The organism is Microbacterium paulum, assembly GCF_015707995.1.
Classification (GTDB): Bacteria; Actinomycetota; Actinomycetes; order Actinomycetales; family Microbacteriaceae; genus Microbacterium; species Microbacterium paulum.
Genome location: NZ_JAAGRY010000067.1, coordinates 1 through 15,309, shown reverse-complemented (window position 1 = coordinate 15,309; position 15,309 = coordinate 1). Strand labels below are relative to the sequence as shown.

At 65.5% G+C, this 15,309-nt stretch carries 14 protein-coding genes and 1 tRNA gene; 9 read left to right on the top strand and 6 right to left on the bottom strand.

Annotated features, from left to right (window positions below):
* Positions 1–1,112, bottom strand: a 1,112-nt coding sequence (locus G3N18_RS13525) for an LGFP repeat-containing protein (RefSeq protein ID WP_420827101.1), incomplete at its 3' end; no start/stop codon positions are given.
* A 210-nt stretch (positions 1,113–1,322) separates the two neighbouring features.
* Here G3N18_RS13525 and G3N18_RS13520 point away from each other — a divergent pair.
* Positions 1,323–1,396, top strand: a tRNA-Gly gene (locus G3N18_RS13520).
* A gap of 195 nt (positions 1,397–1,591) precedes the next feature.
* Here the strand turns inward: G3N18_RS13520 and G3N18_RS13515 are convergent.
* The 4 genes from G3N18_RS13515 to G3N18_RS13500 form a co-directional block, all read right to left on the bottom strand.
* Complete coding sequence (locus G3N18_RS13515; RefSeq protein ID WP_196384803.1) at positions 1,592–3,022, bottom strand: zinc-ribbon domain-containing protein; 1,431 nt, start codon at positions 3,020–3,022, stop codon at positions 1,592–1,594.
* Between the two features lie 464 nt (positions 3,023–3,486).
* Complete coding sequence (locus G3N18_RS13510; protein ID WP_196384802.1) at positions 3,487–4,554, bottom strand: TniB family NTP-binding protein; 1,068 nt, start codon at positions 4,552–4,554, stop codon at positions 3,487–3,489.
* A gap of 11 nt (positions 4,555–4,565) precedes the next feature.
* Complete coding sequence (locus tag G3N18_RS13505) at positions 4,566–6,431, bottom strand: Mu transposase C-terminal domain-containing protein (protein WP_196384801.1); 1,866 nt, start codon at positions 6,429–6,431, stop codon at positions 4,566–4,568.
* On the bottom strand, positions 6,418–7,356 hold the full coding sequence (locus tag G3N18_RS13500) for a TnsA-like heteromeric transposase endonuclease subunit (RefSeq protein ID WP_196384800.1): 939 nt from the start codon (positions 7,354–7,356) through the stop codon (positions 6,418–6,420). Before G3N18_RS13500 ends, G3N18_RS13505 begins: the two co-directional genes overlap by 14 nt.
* A gap of 438 nt (positions 7,357–7,794) precedes the next feature.
* Here G3N18_RS13500 and G3N18_RS13495 point away from each other — a divergent pair, with 438 nt between their 5' ends.
* The 7 genes from G3N18_RS13495 (at position 7,795) to G3N18_RS13465 (ending at position 13,467) form a co-directional block, all read left to right on the top strand.
* A complete protein-coding gene (locus G3N18_RS13495; protein ID WP_196384799.1) occupies positions 7,795–7,980 on the top strand; it encodes a hypothetical protein in 186 nt (61 codons plus the stop codon).
* 314 nt (positions 7,981–8,294) lie between these two features.
* Positions 8,295–8,693: a helix-turn-helix transcriptional regulator gene (locus tag G3N18_RS16505; protein ID WP_338038593.1), complete on the top strand. Its 399-nt coding sequence runs from the start codon at positions 8,295–8,297 to the stop codon at positions 8,691–8,693.
* Positions 8,694–9,249: 556 nt separating this feature from the next.
* The gene (locus G3N18_RS13485; RefSeq protein ID WP_196384798.1) at positions 9,250–9,819 is read left to right on the top strand and encodes a sigma-70 family RNA polymerase sigma factor; all 570 of its coding nucleotides are present in this window, start codon (positions 9,250–9,252) and stop codon (positions 9,817–9,819) included.
* A complete protein-coding gene (locus G3N18_RS13480) occupies positions 9,816–10,313 on the top strand; it encodes a hypothetical protein (protein ID WP_196384797.1) in 498 nt (165 codons plus the stop codon). The genes G3N18_RS13485 and G3N18_RS13480 overlap by 4 nt, the downstream gene beginning before the upstream one ends.
* A gap of 300 nt (positions 10,314–10,613) precedes the next feature.
* Positions 10,614–11,135, top strand: a complete 522-nt coding sequence (locus tag G3N18_RS13475; protein ID WP_196384796.1) for a hypothetical protein — start codon at positions 10,614–10,616, stop codon at positions 11,133–11,135.
* 717 nt (positions 11,136–11,852) lie between these two features.
* Complete coding sequence (locus G3N18_RS13470; RefSeq protein WP_196384795.1) at positions 11,853–12,458, top strand: hypothetical protein; 606 nt, start codon at positions 11,853–11,855, stop codon at positions 12,456–12,458.
* 10 nt (positions 12,459–12,468) lie between these two features.
* Entirely contained in the window at positions 12,469–13,467 is a 999-nt protein-coding gene (locus G3N18_RS13465) for a hypothetical protein (protein WP_196384794.1), read from the top strand.
* 471 nt (positions 13,468–13,938) lie between these two features.
* Here the strand turns inward: G3N18_RS13465 and G3N18_RS13460 are convergent, their stop codons facing one another.
* Entirely contained in the window at positions 13,939–14,178 is a 240-nt protein-coding gene (locus G3N18_RS13460; RefSeq protein WP_206693250.1) for a helix-turn-helix domain-containing protein, read from the bottom strand.
* Positions 14,179–14,375: 197 nt separating this feature from the next.
* Between G3N18_RS13460 and G3N18_RS13455 the strand changes: the two genes are divergently transcribed.
* Positions 14,376–15,191 (top strand): metallophosphoesterase, encoded by an 816-nt coding sequence (locus G3N18_RS13455; protein ID WP_196384792.1) that lies wholly within the window; start codon positions 14,376–14,378, stop codon positions 15,189–15,191.
* Positions 15,192–15,309 lie beyond the last annotated feature (118 nt).

Genomic DNA, 15,309 nt, shown 5'->3' with positions numbered 1-15,309 from the left:
GCGGGTGCGGCGGGCCCGGCGGCGGCGATCGAGCTCGCCGCACCTCTCCGCAGGTCGGAGACGCGGGGGCGCACGGCGCTGTGCAGCGCGGCATCCGTTGCGTCCAGCACCGTTGCCGAACCGGCGAGCGTGCCGGTGGGGCGCAGCACGTCCCACCCGGTGAGGCCGCTGCGGCCGCGGGGCTTGGCGCGGAACCGGTCGAGCAGGTCGGTGACGCCCGATTCTGCCGAGGTCGGCAGGCCGAGGCGACCGAGGGCGCCGCCGCGGGCGGTGTAGACCGCGCCGATGCGCGCGTGCACGAGGTGCGCGCCGGTCGATGCGCTCCAGTAGGCGGTCGCGGTCTCGAAGGTGCGCCAGCGCACTCCGCCGGTGCGCATCTCGTCGCCGGTGGCCGCGCCCGTGGCGCCCTCGGCGCCGCTGTCGACGAGGCTGTCGATCTCGCCGAGTCCGTCGGCCGCCGCGCGGGCGAGCTCGGCCTCGGCCGCGGTGTCGAGGTGGTCGGTGATCGTGACGGCGACGATGGTCGCCTCGGTCGCGGCGTCGCCCGTGGCATCCGCCCGTGCGCCGATCGACACGGCGCCCGCGGTGCTCGCGACGGGGGCCGTCATGCGGCGGCGGGCGAGGGCGGTGCCGCCCACGGCGAGCACGGCTTCGGTGCCCGCAACCCACACGCCGACCGCGACCGCCTCGGCCGGGGCGACGAGCGGCAGCAGGGCGACGAGCGTGGCTGTGCCGGTCGCCGTGCGCACCGTCGCCGTCGCGCGGACGGGGCCCGTCGGGTCGGCGTCGAACGAGAGGCTGATCGGGATGCCGGGGCCCGAGACGACCGTGCCGGGGCGCGTCGCCGTGAGCGCCGTGACGACGACGTCGAGGGCGCACTCGCCGAACGCCGCCGCCGCGCCGATGCCGTCGAGGGTCAGCGTTCCGTCGGGCAGCCATCCGTCGGTGAGCGGGGCCGCGAATCCGGGGGCGGCGACCGGCTCGGGCAGCGCGACCGGCGTCGCGGTGCCGTTGACGGAGGGCGGGTTCTGCACCGCCGCCGCGGCGGTCACCTCTCCGGTGTCGACGACGGCGCCGGCGGAGTCGAAGCTGAGGCGGACGATCGTGGACATGGCACACTCCCTCACGCGACGCATCGACGCGGTCGGTCGGCCGGTCTCTGGGGTGCGTCTGCCAGCGAGGAGCATTTCGGGCGCGGGGTGATACCTCGACGAGCGAGCTGCTTTCGCCGGCGCCTCCGCGGCAGGATGCCAGGGCGCGGGGCTCTGCGGCCGCGAGCGGGTATGCTGGACGCGTCCGGTGCCTCACGGCACCCGCGACACGGGGCTGTAGTTCAATGGCAGAACTTCTGCTTCCCAAGCAGATAGCGCGGGTTCGATTCCCGTCAGCCCCTCCACTGTCGTTTCCAGAGCCTGATTGGACTTTCCAGCGTCAGGTTGGACTGCTCACCATCAGGCTCGATGCTCTTGCGTCACAACCCAGGGCGATGTCACATCAACGACAAACGAGAGGGAGTGCATCACTGCACTCCCTCTCGTCATTCTGCACACCCCTCGGGCACGCGACCGTCGGGCCACCCGTTCGCCGCTGCTCAGGCAGCAAGCTCGACCACCTCGTGGTTGCCAGCCCGCTCCCAAGCCGGGCACTCCTTGCACCCGCCGGACAGGATGCGGCGCGGGATGCTTTGGTTCGTAAGGTGCCCGCGGGCGCATCGCCATATGTACTTGACGTCCGACCCGGCCATGACCTCGCTCGGCCGCCTCCAGTTCAAGTAGGGGTGCCAGTCGACCACCAATTCGGGATGGGTCGTCTGGAAGTCGTTGAACCCCTGCAGGATGCGGCGACGTGCGCAGTACGGGCAGCCGCACCCGCGGGTGCGGGCTTCGATGCGCATCTTGAACGGGTGCCCTTTCTCGCACCACCAGATGACGTCCAGCTTGGAACGGGCGGTGTAGTCACGCGGGTCGCGACCCTCATTGAGCTCAGGACGCCAGGTTGCCGCCAATTCCGGGAACCGGTAGGCGAAGCCGCGACCAGATGTGCGGTTGCGTCGCTTGTCGCATTCTGGGCAGGACTTCCCCTCGACGCGCTGGCGGACGGTAGCCCTGTACTCGTGCCCCTCCCCGCACACCCAAGCACGTGGCTTTGCGTCATTCGCGGTGAGTTGGTCGGCACGTTTGGTACTGCAGCTGCCTGGATGCAGGTCCGCCGCGATATCGGGGTGTGTGGTCTGGAGGTCGTTGACGCCGATAAGGATGACCCGCCCTAAACAGACGGCGCATTCAGTGCCGTTCAACGTACGGTTCGCGGGCGTTGCTCGGTATGGATGGAACACGTCGCATACCCACCACACGGGGCGACTGCTCGCGGCCGTGATGTCTACGGCTGTCAGTTCGCCGTTGAGGGTGGGGTGTAGGTCCGCGGCGATTTCGGGTGCGACGCTAGCCAAGTCGTTGACGCCGCGCACCACGTGGCTACGTGTGCAAGTCGGACAGGGGGTCTGACCGCAGTCTTTCGAGGTCAGAACCTCGAGGTAGCGGTGACCCTTGCGGCAGTGCGCGTACTGGACGACCGGTTTCGCGACGGTCGGCTCGCCATCCTTAGCCTCGGTCGTGGCCCGTCCGTCGAGGCCAGCGCACTCAAGGTAAGCCCGAGCGCCCTGGAGCTCACCGGTGTGCGGGTACCAGCTGGCGATGTTCTCCGGGAGGGCGAAGTCGTGCTCGTGGCTCGGGCGATAGTCGCTGTACCCGCGCAACGCGGTCTGAAGCGCGATGTGCGCCGGCCATAGGCGAAGCCAGATGGCGCGGAGGGTCGCCGGAACCACGGCCCCAACCAACTCCGCCAGGGCGCTGCTCATCCACTTGTAGGTGTCGGCGTATGGCTGCGCAGGGTCGAAGACTCGGCGCATCGTGTCCTTGCGGGTCACCCACGCCACCGTCGCGACGGCGGCCGCGAACACTTCGTGGGTGTCGAGGCGGAGGTCGCGCACGAGGGCGTCCAGAAGCTCGCACAGCAGCGGCATGTCGATACGTCCTCGGCTTCGAAGCTTGCGGAATCGGCGATGCGCTGCGACCCCTCCCGGGCTGACGCGAGTCTGCGTCTCCGTAGTGGTTCCGGGCCCGGTCCACCGTTCGTGCCGCTCGCAGAGGAAGTCGTCGAGGTGGGGGTACTCCTGTACTCGCTCGCCGTGGCTGCACAGCACGCAGGCCCACCGTACTTCGAGGAGTTTCGCGCAGGGTGCGCAGTCGGTGTGGGGGGTCCGCGGCTCCATAGGTATGAGCCGTCCGAGGTCCCGCCCTGCCTTCGCGCTGAGGATGCCAGACCAGTCGGCCTTGGCACCGGTGTCCCGCGCGAGCTTCTGGAGCTCGCGAGGCAACGCGTCAGACTCGGCGTTCGCGGCGAGACTGCGGCGGGAGTAGGACTCGAGGGTTTCGCGGTGTCGAGGGCGAACCGTGAACGGGAACGCGCGGGTGAGGTCGTCCGGGGTCACAGCGACATCACCTTCTCCATCGCAGTCGTTCCTCGACCGGAGAGCCGCGTTCTCACCCTTTGGTAGTGCTCTTCGGCAGTCCGGTCGAGTCGGTACGCGTCCAGCCGGGGCCGGTCGAGCACCTCCGGCTCCACCCCGTTCTGGATGACGTCGATGGCGGCGCCTGTGAGGAGCCGGCCCAGCGACCCGATGGACCCTCCGGTGCGCTGCCACAGGTACTGCTCCTCACCTTTGAGGGTCCCGGCGGGGTGGTCTCGCAGTTGGAGTTCCTTCTCGAAGCTGCGCACGAGAGACTTCCACGCCTTCTGGTGCTCGGGGTTGCCCCAGTTGTAGCGGGTGAGTTCGAGCACCGTGAACCGGCTCTTGAGCTGTTGTCCGCGCGGACCGCTCATCAGGCTGGAGTTGGTGACGTCGATGCCGCAGTACAGGAACGTCGCGGCGACGTCATTATGGAGGCCTTTGAGCACATCCACGGTTTCGCCCAGGCCGACGGCCTTTCCCGCCGAAAGATTGTGAAGCTCGTCGACGACGATGAGCTGGGTCCGTGCTCGTCGGATGGCCGCGACCACCTTCGCACGCAGGTCGGCCATCGAGTCCCGTGTGAGGACGGACAGCCCGAAAAACGCGCACATCTCTTTCAGGAGCGCCTTACCGCTGCTGTTCGGTGGGACCTCCACGTACATCACCGGCACGTGCTGTAGCGCGCGCCATCCAGGCACCTGCTTCTCGTACTCCTGCAGCACCCAGCGCATCAACCGCTTGGCCGTCGTGGTCTTCCCCAGCGTGGAGTCGCCGGAGAGGATGACGCCGGAGTGGCCCGAATTGCGAGCCCGGTTCTCCTGGAAGGCGCGCGTGAGCTGAAGCCTGCCCTGCATCACTGTGTCGGTCCCCAGGATGATTCCTCCGGAGAGGTAGTCCATGCGCTGCTGGTCGAACTCGTATCGGTTGCGGTCGTCTCGGAGCTCGGAGTCGGGCGCGGCGAGAGGGTACTGAAGGTGGTGCAGGAGAGATTCGCGCCGGTTAAGCGAGGCCTGGTCATGTTCGGGGTTCGTGAAGGTCAGCATGGTCATCTCTTTCAGCTGTCGAAATCCGGCAGGAAGTCGTCATCGTCGTCGTCCCCTTCTTCCACATCTGCCGGGTGCTCGGGAAGAGCGGGAGTGGGGAGGGTCGGCATGCCGAGCAGTTCCGCCTCTGACTGTGCGGTGAGTGCGCGGTAGTCGACGCGGTCGTCGTCGAGACCGAAGTCGGGCGCGTAGAGCTTCAGTTCGGCGCCGCGCTCGTGGCATTCGATGAGCCCGCCCTTGCGACCGACCACCCAGACGCACGTCGGGTTGTAGGGGTCAACCTTCACTTCCCACTTCCCGTTGTGGCGGGGGTGGGATGACTTCATGCCCTTGAGTTCGTGGAGGGCGTCGGCGTCGTATTCGCGGTTGTCGTAGCGCACGCCGGTCGAACCGATAGTGCGCCAGTGCGATTCGAGCATGCGAATGTAGTCCTCGCGCGTCAGGGCGACTCGCAGCTGCTCCACAGCGAGCGCCGCGCGAGATGCCTTCTCGTTCGGCGAGATGGTGATGCTCGGCCGAACCGGGTCGCGGAGGCTCGAGTGCTTCCGGTCCTGCCAGACGCTCAGTACCCAATCGTCGAAGAGCTCGCGCAGGACCTCGATGGTGAGGAGCTCTTCGAGTGGCACGACTTTGCCCTTGTGCTCGGGGCTGCGACCGACATATCCGGGGAGGTGCTCGGTGAACATCGAGTTCACCGTCTTGAATTGCCGTTCGACGTGGGGCTTACTTGTCGGCGTGTACGGCGCAGACAGCAGGACGGAGCCACCGCGTTGCTTCACGGCGTCGCGGAACGCGCTGCCCATGTAGTCCGACCCGCGGTCGGAGGTGACGTTTCGCGGGTGGATGAAGGGAACTGTGCGCGCGTGGGCGGCGTACTCATCTTCGGGGAGCAGCGAGATGCCGGGGTGCTTCCGCGCCAGCGCGTCACGCCACGCCGCGCGCGACGGGCGGTTCTGCCGCGGCGTTATCGCCTGCGCCCAGAGCATCATGTGGTCGACGCTCTTTGTTCCCTCCAGCCGCATCGTGAAAGCGATGATGCTGCGGGAGTAGACGTCCGTCATTATGGTCAGCAGCGGCCGCGCACGCTTGCCGTCCGGAGTGCGGACCTCGACATCCATCTTGTTGGTGTCCACCTGCACGTACGCCCCCGGCAGGAGAGCCTCGTTCTTGGCGAACGGGCGGTCGGGGCGGTTACCGAGCGAGCGCCTCGTCTTCGCGCTCTTGGTCGCGTGCTTGTGTCCGCCGAGGTCATCGACAAGCGCATAGAACCTGGACTTTCTCGGGACCTCGAGCGTGCCGTACATGGCTTTGACCCGTGCCGTGGTCTCTTCGATGATGCGGGAGACCGTTCCGGTGGAGCGGTCCCGCTGGGCATCGATGACAGCGATGAGTATGTCGAGGACGCGCACGTCGAGTTTGTCGACGCGGGTGGGGTACTGGCGCAGCGCCCTTCCGTCGACCAGTCCGATGAGCCCTTCTCGCTGATACTTGCTCATCTTCAGGAAGAAGTTCGCGCGGACCATGCCGCGGCCGGTTGCTTCCATTTCCTCCAACTTCGCCCGGATGCGAGCCTCCTGCGTGGTCGCGCTCATGTCGTACTGCTTCCGACGGATGCCGTTGCGACCGACGCCCGTCAGAACCTCGTTGATGTCGATGGCCATGGCGTTAGCGGCGGCGATGACGTGTGTCGGGAGCGAGTCGAGCAGCCGGGGTGCGCGCTGCTCGCCGTCCGGGACGAGCCCGGCGAGCTCGTGGTGCGCGAAGGTTCGTCGCTCGCCGGTGACGCGGTGAATCAGCGAGACACCGCTCGTGGACGCGCTTTCAAGGTCGTAGAGCTCGTCGCCGACCTGCACGACCGCGGGCTTACGCGAGGGCATTGGGGAACTCCTGTCGGGCGGTGTGGCGGGGGCGGAGGAGGGTACGGTCAGACATCCGCGCGTCCATGTCGCACGTGAGCGCACCGGTCCAGAGGAGGTGAAAGACATTGCTGCGAGCGCGGGCGGTCGAGTGGGCCGGCATGGCGCGGACCGCATCGTGGATGGTCCAGCCTTCCCGGAACGATTCCAGTACAGACGTCTCCTCCGCAGCGCCCGGGTGGTGGCCGTGGTGACGGAACTGGGCAAGCCAGGTCAGGTTGACCTTGTACTGGATGGGCAACTCGGTGAGCACGCGATAGTCCCATCCGATGTCCTCGCACACGTCACGGGTCCACTCGAACTGCGCGCGTGCGTTGTCGTTGATGCGAGCGAGTGGCTTGACGTCGTAGACGGTCTGGGTTCCGTTCGCGTCGAGGCCGAGGAGGTCGGGATAGTGCACCTCTCCATCGGCGGTGGTCAACTTCACCGGCTGTGAGGAGATGGCGACCAAGTCGGTTGCCCAGTCGAGCCACATGAGGCAGTCCCGCTCGAGGAGCGATTCGTGCCAGACGTGCTCTCCGGTGGACGCCATCCAGAAGTAGCCGTGATAGCTGCGCTGCCGCGGATACGCGGCACCCCTGCGGACGGGGTCGACGTCGTAGAGCTCGCGGTCGAGCAGGTTCGAGTCGAGCGGCGCGGTGGTCAGCTTGTCGCCTCGCAGCCAGGTGGCGCTGTTCTCGGGGCTGGTGGTTTTGTTCATGAAGGGAACATGTGCGGTCAGAGGGTTCGAAAGTGACCGATCTGTGAATACCCGGTCAGCAGTGTTTTCGGGCGCTGCCCAGATCGATAGCGGATCCCAGATAAGCTCTGTGAAAGCATGTTTAGTGAGCACCGGGAACTCAGCGCCATCGAAGCCGCGGCATTCCTGCACGTCAGCCAGGGGCATGTCACTCAGCTGATGCGTTCCGGCACTCTTGCCGCCCGGCAACTGCCCTCGGGAGATTGGCTCACTAGTGACGCAGCGCTCAGGGCGTGCGAGGCGATCATGCGCCGCGGTCATGGTCGCACACTCGCTCCCAGCTCCGCGTGGGGCGTGCTGTGGGAGCTATCGGGAGTGCACCCGCATTGGCTGAGCTCGAGCACCCTCTCTCGCCTGCGTGCGCAGATGGTTGACTGGCAGCCCGAGGACATTGTTCGCGCAGTCAGTCATCGAACGCCGGAGACGCGGTACAGGTCCGCGGGGGCAGGCGCATCATCGGGCCTGACTCTGACTGGGCGACCGGTTGCCCGCGCCCTGAACGTCGGGCTCCAGAATGGGAACACCATCGTCTCCGGATACGTCGCTGAGGGCGACAGCGCGGAGCAGCACGCGCGACGGGCCGGCATGATCCCCGCTTACGACGGCAAACACACACTCTACGAGTGGACCCTGCCCATCTCTTACAGCGCGCCGCGCATGCCCGTCGCCGTGATCGCGGCCGATCTTGCTCGCAGTCACGACCCCGCCGAACGCGCAAGAGGCATCCATGCGTTGCGTCGGCTCAAACACGAGTGGGCGCTCTCTCGCTGAGCCGTAGAGGCGACATCACGCAACGACCCATGTTTGCCTTCCATCGGCACCCGCCGCTCATGGCCTTTTTTAATAGGCCCTATTAGCATGTCCTACCGGGATAGTAGGCCGGTTGTGCTATTGAAAGGAAGCCCCGGACGACGGCACGCGCCGGATCAGCCTCGTGCGCGAGCTCGATCCATACGCCGAAGCAGCGCAGCTAGCTCGTCTAGCACGAATCGATCCTCGGGCGTGAGCGGCCCGCTATCCGGCTTCGCCAATGCTCCGAGGTAGCCGCCGTACCAACCCAGCGTGTGCATGTCGCTCCTATCCGCGTGTCCATCACGCTCCTGAGACGGATATGCGCGGGCGCGTCGCCCACACGGGTCAGCCAGAGCGTGTGGCACGCGAAAAGCCCGTCGCATCGCCGCATCCAGTACCCCGCGCACATTCAACATGTGCACCCCGGCGACGACTTCACCGCGCTTACCTCAGCCTTGAAGGAAGCGCTCCCTGCGGCGCCTCAAGACATGCTCGGACTCCTGACGCCCAGTCAAACAAGAGTGGTCGAGCGGGTGGCTCGTGGAGAGACCAACGCCGAGATCGCGGCGGCACTCGTTGTGACGGTCGGAACCGTCAAGCGTCACCTGCATGACATCTACCACGCGCTCGGCGTTCGTAGTCGGGGGGAGGCCGCCTACATGGTGCGCGTCGCCGAGACTGCGCGACACTAGGCCGATACATCGACCAAGACGGCTCTACCGGCTACGAGTCCTGTTCGAGGTGCGCAGTGATTCCCAACGCGCCATCACCATCGTCGAGCGACGGGAGCCGAGGACGGTCGCCGCTGTCTCGCTCGCCGGGCCGCCTCTAGTGAGGTTCTTGACGCCTTGGGCACCTGGGTGCTGAGCAACCAGGACATCGGGGCTGCCGCGCGAGTGATCGCGGAGGGTGGCATCCGAGATCAGTTGGCAGTACTGATCGGTGAGTTGTGGCATTGGTGCCGACCACACTGATGTGACTTCATTCTCCTCGCGCCGATCCGGGTGGGTGAGGGAACCACCACGCCATCGCCGGACATGATGAGGTGGGCATCCGAAAGCCCACGATTCAACGGCCGGGGGGACGATGGTCACTGCGCATCTGCAAGCTCATCCATGCGCGCGAGCGGTCGCCCTCGCCTGCAGATTGGACATGTCCAAAGCCCGACCTAGACTTGCGTTAGGCGTGGTGAGGTCGCGCCCGCGAAGATGCAGGGGAGTTCCGTTGGGTGCAGTGGAAGGCTCAGCGGTGACCGATGCTGCGCTACTGTTCCAGCTTTCGCGCGGTGACGAGCGTGCCTACCGGGAGCTTTTCCGGCGTCACGAGCGCGCGGTGTATCGGGTGGCGCTCGCGGTGCTGCGTTCGCCGTGGGACGCCGAGGATGTCGTATCGGCCGCGTTCCTTGAGCTCTGGAGAAAGCGCGAGAAGGTTCGCCTGGTCGACGAATCGGTGCTTCCCTGGCTGCTGACCGTGGTCACGTATCAGGCGAAGAACCGCATCCGCACGACGGTGCGCTACCGACGGCTTCTCGCGAAGGTGCCGCGTGAGGGCGTCGAACCGGACCATGCAGATGAGGTATCGCGAGTCATCGACGCTATCTCGTTGACTGAAGAGGTGCAGAAGGCGCTGTCGGAGCTGCGGCCGGATGATGCGAGCGTGTTGTTGTTATGCGTCGTTCAGGAGCTGAGCGTCAGGGAGGCTGCGATTGCGCTTGGCATCGCCGAGGGCACCGTCAAGTCTCGGCTGTTTCGTGTGAAAGCGAAGCTTCGCACCAGGCTTGGACCGCACCGTGCGCGAGCCGAGGGGCTGGAAGCGTGACCACGAACAACCGTCGAATGCCGCGGAGCGAGCAGATCGAGGAGATGCTCGTCGCTCAGATGCGCGCCGATCTCACGCGCCCAAAGTGGTGGCACACGATCCGTGGTCGCTTGTTCGTTGCTGCAGGAGCGAGTGTTGTTCTGCTCGGAGGCGCCGTCGCGGCCGTCACACTCTTGGACTCAAGAGATGTGAGCGATACGGCCGTCGTCCACTGTCTTGACCGGGACAGCCGAAACCTGGATGGCAGCCTCCCGGGATCGGCCGTAAGCCTCGCTGCGCCCGACGGCGTCGTTGCAATCGATGACGCCATCGCCGCGTGCAAAACGCTCTGGGCGGCCGGCGCGTTCTCAGGGACGGATCCGCTCGAACCATCCCCAAGCCCTGTCGATGTTCCCGAACAGTTCACCTTGTGCGTGACCGATACGGGTGCAGCAGCTGTGGTACCGGGCCGAGTGCAATGCTCTGTCTTGAAGCTGCACCCACACCAGCGGTAGCCGAAACCATCTGGTGCTGAGATCCGTGGTCGGCCACTCGGTCACCAAAACGGAGATTCGGCGGTAGCCGTCCGGCGGTTGCCCGCGTTGTAGCGATCTCAGTCGTGCGCTGATCGCGGTCGGAGGTGCCAGCCGTCGCGCGTCCCGTGTGTCGTCGCGGCAGTCCCACTGCGGATATGGGCGAGCACGGAACCATCTAGTCGGTGCTGGACAAGTACGGATGACACCCTGACAGGAGCCACCCGTATGAAAGTAGTTATCGGCGTTGCAGTGCTTGCGGCGCTTCTCAATCCGCAAGTCATGCCAGCTGACGTCGCGGCACAGACTGCCCCAGACCAGGTATGCACCATCGGCGGGATCGCCGTCCCGGAGGGCGCGGAAGTGCCCGATGACATCCCTCTCGTGATGTCCTGCTTTGACTCGTTTGACGAGGCGCAATCATTCATCGAAGCGGGCGCCCCCGGCGACCTTGAACAGTTGATTGGGGTCGATGGCGCCGCCGGGCGAAGCGCCGCGGCAGCCGCCGCCACCGTGACCATCGGTCGTGTGTGGACCGGAGGATCCAGAAGCGGATCTGAGCTCATCCACTGGGGAACTGGCAGCGGCTGCTACGGGGTGACCTTTGGGTTCCCCAGCCTCCCAGCGGGCTGGAACGACAATATCCGCTCGGCCGAGGGGTACAGCAACTGCTGGGCAACCCATTACGAGAACGCGTCTTACGGCGGGAGCCGTCTGAACTGCATTCCCTATTGCTCGAACCTCGGGTTCCTGGACGGGCAGTCGTCTTCCATCGTTTACCGTCCGGTCGGGACGTACGGGTGATCCGCACGTTTGAGGGTGCCAACGAATCGGGAGCGCAAACTGCGACTGATGGTCAAGCAGACATGGAATGTGTCCGCGAACTCGCGGTCCGGCGAACCACTGCGTTCCTGGCTCGTTGACACGCCAGCGCGTCCCGCGGACGAAACTATCGCCGCGCAGATGACGGCCGAGCAGGAGGCGCACGCGCTGATCACTAGAGGCTGCCCATACCGCCCTCGCATCAGGTCGCACTCGCCAGACTCACTTCCTACAGTGCGGCCCGTTGGCATAAGCCTGTCGTGGAGGTCCTGCCCGAGCCGGCCATCAATCCTGAGCTCGCCGCGTTCTTCCGCGACGCGCTCCGGCGGGTGTGACATTGGAGAGCGCTGTCCGAGTTGTCTGGACGAAGAGGCGGCGGCCACGTTCGCGCCGCGAGAGACGGGCGTCCCTTCGCTCATCGTCGCCGCGCGCGCACGAGGAATGTCGGCCATCTTGCGCGTGCTGACCGTGCCGCGGGAGTGCCCAGCCGCACGTCGCTGGTTGGTGACGCAGCGGTGATGGGAGCCTCGCGCTGCGCCGCATCGCTCCCCCGGTTGCGGGTTCGCTCGGACGGCACGCTCCGCGACGGCTTTATCGCGAGTTCGAGCACTGGCGTCGGTATGGCTGGACTGGACATGTCGAGTGAGAGGCGGCGCCTCGCGCCGCGGCGCCTCGCGCCGAACCATCGAGAGGAGCAGAGTGAGCCACGACTCCCATGATCGTTCTGCGGACCTCGGGGAGTGGATACGACGGCGGAACAACACCCGCATTCAGGTTCGATTGATCGTTTCCGGAGTCATCGCCGCGGCGTTCTGCGTTCTGGCTCCGGTTCGCATCGCCGACGCCGTGGGCCTTTACCTGTCGCCCGCTTTCTATCGCGGCTGGATCGGGACGTTCGAGTTCGTCAATGGCGTGTTCATCATCATGTGGTCGTCATGCCTCATGCGCATGGGGGTCAACGACGGCCAGCACTACCGGCGGGGGTTCCGAGGGCCACTCGCGGTGACGCCCCGGTCGAACGTGATCATTCGTGTCCTCTTCGCGGCGCTCGCAGTTATCTGGTGCGAACTCGTCGTGCGCACCGTTTTCCACCTGCGCGCCATCGACCCGACCTACATCAACCACCTCCCGTTCGGTACGTCGGCCGAGACTCTCGAGAACGGCGTGGGGTGGGTCGTCGCGGCGACCTATGCGGCGTTAGCGGTCGCCGCGGTCTTCTACTTCGTGCAGACACGATTCAATCCGGTCGACCTCGATGAGCTCGACCGACGACTCCGCAGCCGATCCACCCCCAAACGGTCATGAAAGGACCGCAATGAAGACCGCCAACCGAACGACGATCCTCCTTGTGCCGGCGCTCATCGCAGGAGCTCTGACCGCCGTCACGACGACCTCTGCAGCAGTCGCCGATGTCTCATCCCCGGTGACTGTCAGTGCCGACGCCGCGAACATCATCACGCAGTCTGGCCGGATCATCGACTTCTACACCGCACTGGGCGTGGATGCGACCGAGATCCCCACCGTTTCGAACGCCGATGCGGGCGTGATCGAAGGAATCGTGGACCTCGTCGCTGGCCCTGCGCAAACGGCGCCTTCGCTTCCGTCAACGCGCCCGACGGACTGCTCCAACACAGGGGCGCTCGTGGCGTATGCGCGGCAAGTCGCGGGTATGAACAAGTCCCGTGATGCGAATGCGAAGACGTTGGACGAGGAAACGGTGTACATGTACATGTCGCACTTCTTCGACTTGCCCAGCCTCTGCGGAAACCCGACCGCCTACTACCCCGACTGGATCACGAACTCCGACCGCACGGCCTACACCAACTATCTGACCGCGGCGAACGGAACGCAGCTCGCCACCTCGGTCGGTCAACTCGTCCTCAGCGCGACCTCATTCACCAGCAGTCCCGTGCCGGCGATCCAGAAGGTCACCAGCAAGGCCTACGTAGACAATCTTGAGGGCGCGACCGACATCGCGGACAAGGCCCTCGCGGGGGACACGATCATCGACGAGATGCAGAACATCGTGACGATGATCGATGCGGACAAAGCACCCCAGGAGATCGTCGACCAGATGTCCGCAAACCTATCGCCCACTTGGAGCAGCCTGGACACGCTGAAGACAGTTGTCGGCACCGCAGCTGCACTCATGCTTCCTACCTACGGCGCCATGCTGTTCTCACTCGGGGCGGTCGCCATGTCTGTCCAGCTCACCGGCGTCAACACCCTCGTTCAGGTTGCCGCCTACAACGCGCTGCGCTACTCAACGAGCTCGCGGGCATCGAGCCGGTTCATGCGTTCCATGGGGATGTGATTTCGGACGCTAGGGCAGGCTCGCGGCACGTGTGGAAAGGTGCCTTGGTGCGTGGGAGGACGACTCTGGCACGAGGCCCACAGCGTTTCGTCGAGGTTCCCGTCTGCTACGGAGAGCGCCGGCATCGCGTCATTGAGCGTCGTCGACTTCTGGACGTTCGCTTTGCGGTTCAGCGGACCGGAACGGCCTAGGTGCCATCAGGGCGCGGCGGGTCGGTGTGAGCGGACAAGAATCGCGCAGTCGTGACGCACCCAGTCCAGGTCCTGACTCCAAGACAGGTTTCCGTCGTCGTTCGCGGTAGTCGACTCGGGAGGGATGAGTCAACGAGAGACGCGTGAAGCGTCGGACCCTTAGAGACCGTCGATGTGTTCCCACATCGCGCGGTTCTCCGACCACTGCGTTCAAACGGCATTCGGCTCGGCGATGATCCTTGTCGGTGACGCGCGTGAGGGCGACGAGTGCCAGGCCGATTCAGATCTCGGCTGCCTGTAAGAGCGCGGAGGCCGAGATGCCGAGGACGGTGGCCAATCCCACCACCGTGGCCATGCGTGGATTCGATGATGCGGGCTCATCGCGGCGGCCGGACGCCTTACCGGCTTCGATCAGCTGCAACTGGTTCTTGGTGATGCCTGCTTGGTAGGCCAGCGCCTCTTGGGAAAGGCCCTGTTCGTTTCGCAGCCGCTTAAGCGTCGTCCCGAGGCGAGCGGCCATCTCCTGATCCCACATCCATCCCAGAATGTGCAATGGTCCTCGAAAAGCACACCCTATCTACCGGGCCATTTTAGACATGTCCAAAGTTAGATGTATCTGCTGCGTGCTGAGGTGCCCCGCGGCCTTGTCCCCAAATCATCCAGCCGTATTGACTGGGCACTCTATACATGCCCCTATAAATATGGCCTAATGGGTGGATGGGGTTGCTGCCGGTCTTCCGTGATGACGCGTCCATCTGTGTCGCTGGCGACTTCCACGGTGATGTGTCGTGGGTGGGAAGAGCGATCCCGGCCGCGGCGCGGACGGGGTCGTCAGTGTTGCTGCAGCTCGGTGATTTCGGACTGATACCTGACTCGACGGGATTGCTGTTGGATGCGGTGGACCTCTGGTGCGCGCATTCGATGCGTCACGGCGTCGGGGGCGTGCAAACGGTCCTGGTCGTGCCCGGGAATCACGAAGACTGGGCGTTTCTGGATGAGAGGTTCGCTGAGAGCCCGGGTCAGGCGGTGCAGCTCAGTCGGCATGCGTGGGTGCTACCCAAGGGCTTCAGGTTTGAGATCGGTGGGGTCTCGTTTCTCGCGGTCGGGGGTGCGCCGAGCCTGGACTACGCGTGGCGGGTGCCCGGTCAGTCGTGGTGGCCGACGGAGGTCCCCACTCCGGAGGACGTCGCCCGCGCGGTGGCGCCCGGGCCGGTCGATGTGCTCCTCACACATGACGCGGGCATGCTCGTGACCCCGCGGGTACAGGCGATCATCGATAAGTCGTCCCGCTGGTGGAAACCGGACGAGATCGCGTACGGGAACTCGGGCAGGCCTCTCGTCGGGGAGGTCGTGGACGGGACGATGCCGCGACTGCACATGCACGGCCATTTCCATGTGCGATCCTCGGCCGATTTTGAGCGGCAGGGAGCCGGTCCGCTGCGTGTCGAGTCTCTCCACCAGAACGGGTACGACGGGAACCTGGTCGCCCTGGACCTTGCCACCCTCGAGGTGCGGGACGTGGAGGTGCGATGAGACCCGTGGAGCGTGTCAAATGGTGTGTGTAAGGGGCCGGGTCTCCTTACGAAAGGAAACACACTGTTGGCTATCGATAGGGCGTCGCGTGAAGAGCGACGTAAGGCTCAGGCGGAGG

Coding starts and splice junctions, on each gene's coding strand:
- G3N18_RS13515 (WP_196384803.1), bottom strand. CDS start 3,022: ATGCCGCTGCTGTGCGAGCTTCTGGACGCCCTCGTGCGCGACCTCCGC.
- G3N18_RS13510 (WP_196384802.1), bottom strand. CDS start 4,554: ATGCTGACCTTCACGAACCCCGAACATGACCAGGCCTCGCTTAACCGG.
- G3N18_RS13505 (WP_196384801.1), bottom strand. CDS start 6,431: ATGCCCTCGCGTAAGCCCGCGGTCGTGCAGGTCGGCGACGAGCTCTAC.
- G3N18_RS13500 (WP_196384800.1), bottom strand. CDS start 7,356: ATGCCCCTGGCTGACGTGCAGGAATGCCGCGGCTTCGATGGCGCTGAG.
- G3N18_RS13495 (WP_196384799.1), top strand. CDS start 7,795: ATGATCCCCGCTTACGACGGCAAACACACACTCTACGAGTGGACCCTG.
- G3N18_RS13475 (WP_196384796.1), top strand. CDS start 10,614: ATGCCAGCTGACGTCGCGGCACAGACTGCCCCAGACCAGGTATGCACC.
- G3N18_RS13465 (WP_196384794.1), top strand. CDS start 12,469: ATGAAGACCGCCAACCGAACGACGATCCTCCTTGTGCCGGCGCTCATC.
- G3N18_RS13460 (WP_206693250.1), bottom strand. CDS start 14,178: ATGGCCGCTCGCCTCGGGACGACGCTTAAGCGGCTGCGAAACGAACAG.
- G3N18_RS13455 (WP_196384792.1), top strand. CDS start 14,376: ATGGGGTTGCTGCCGGTCTTCCGTGATGACGCGTCCATCTGTGTCGCT.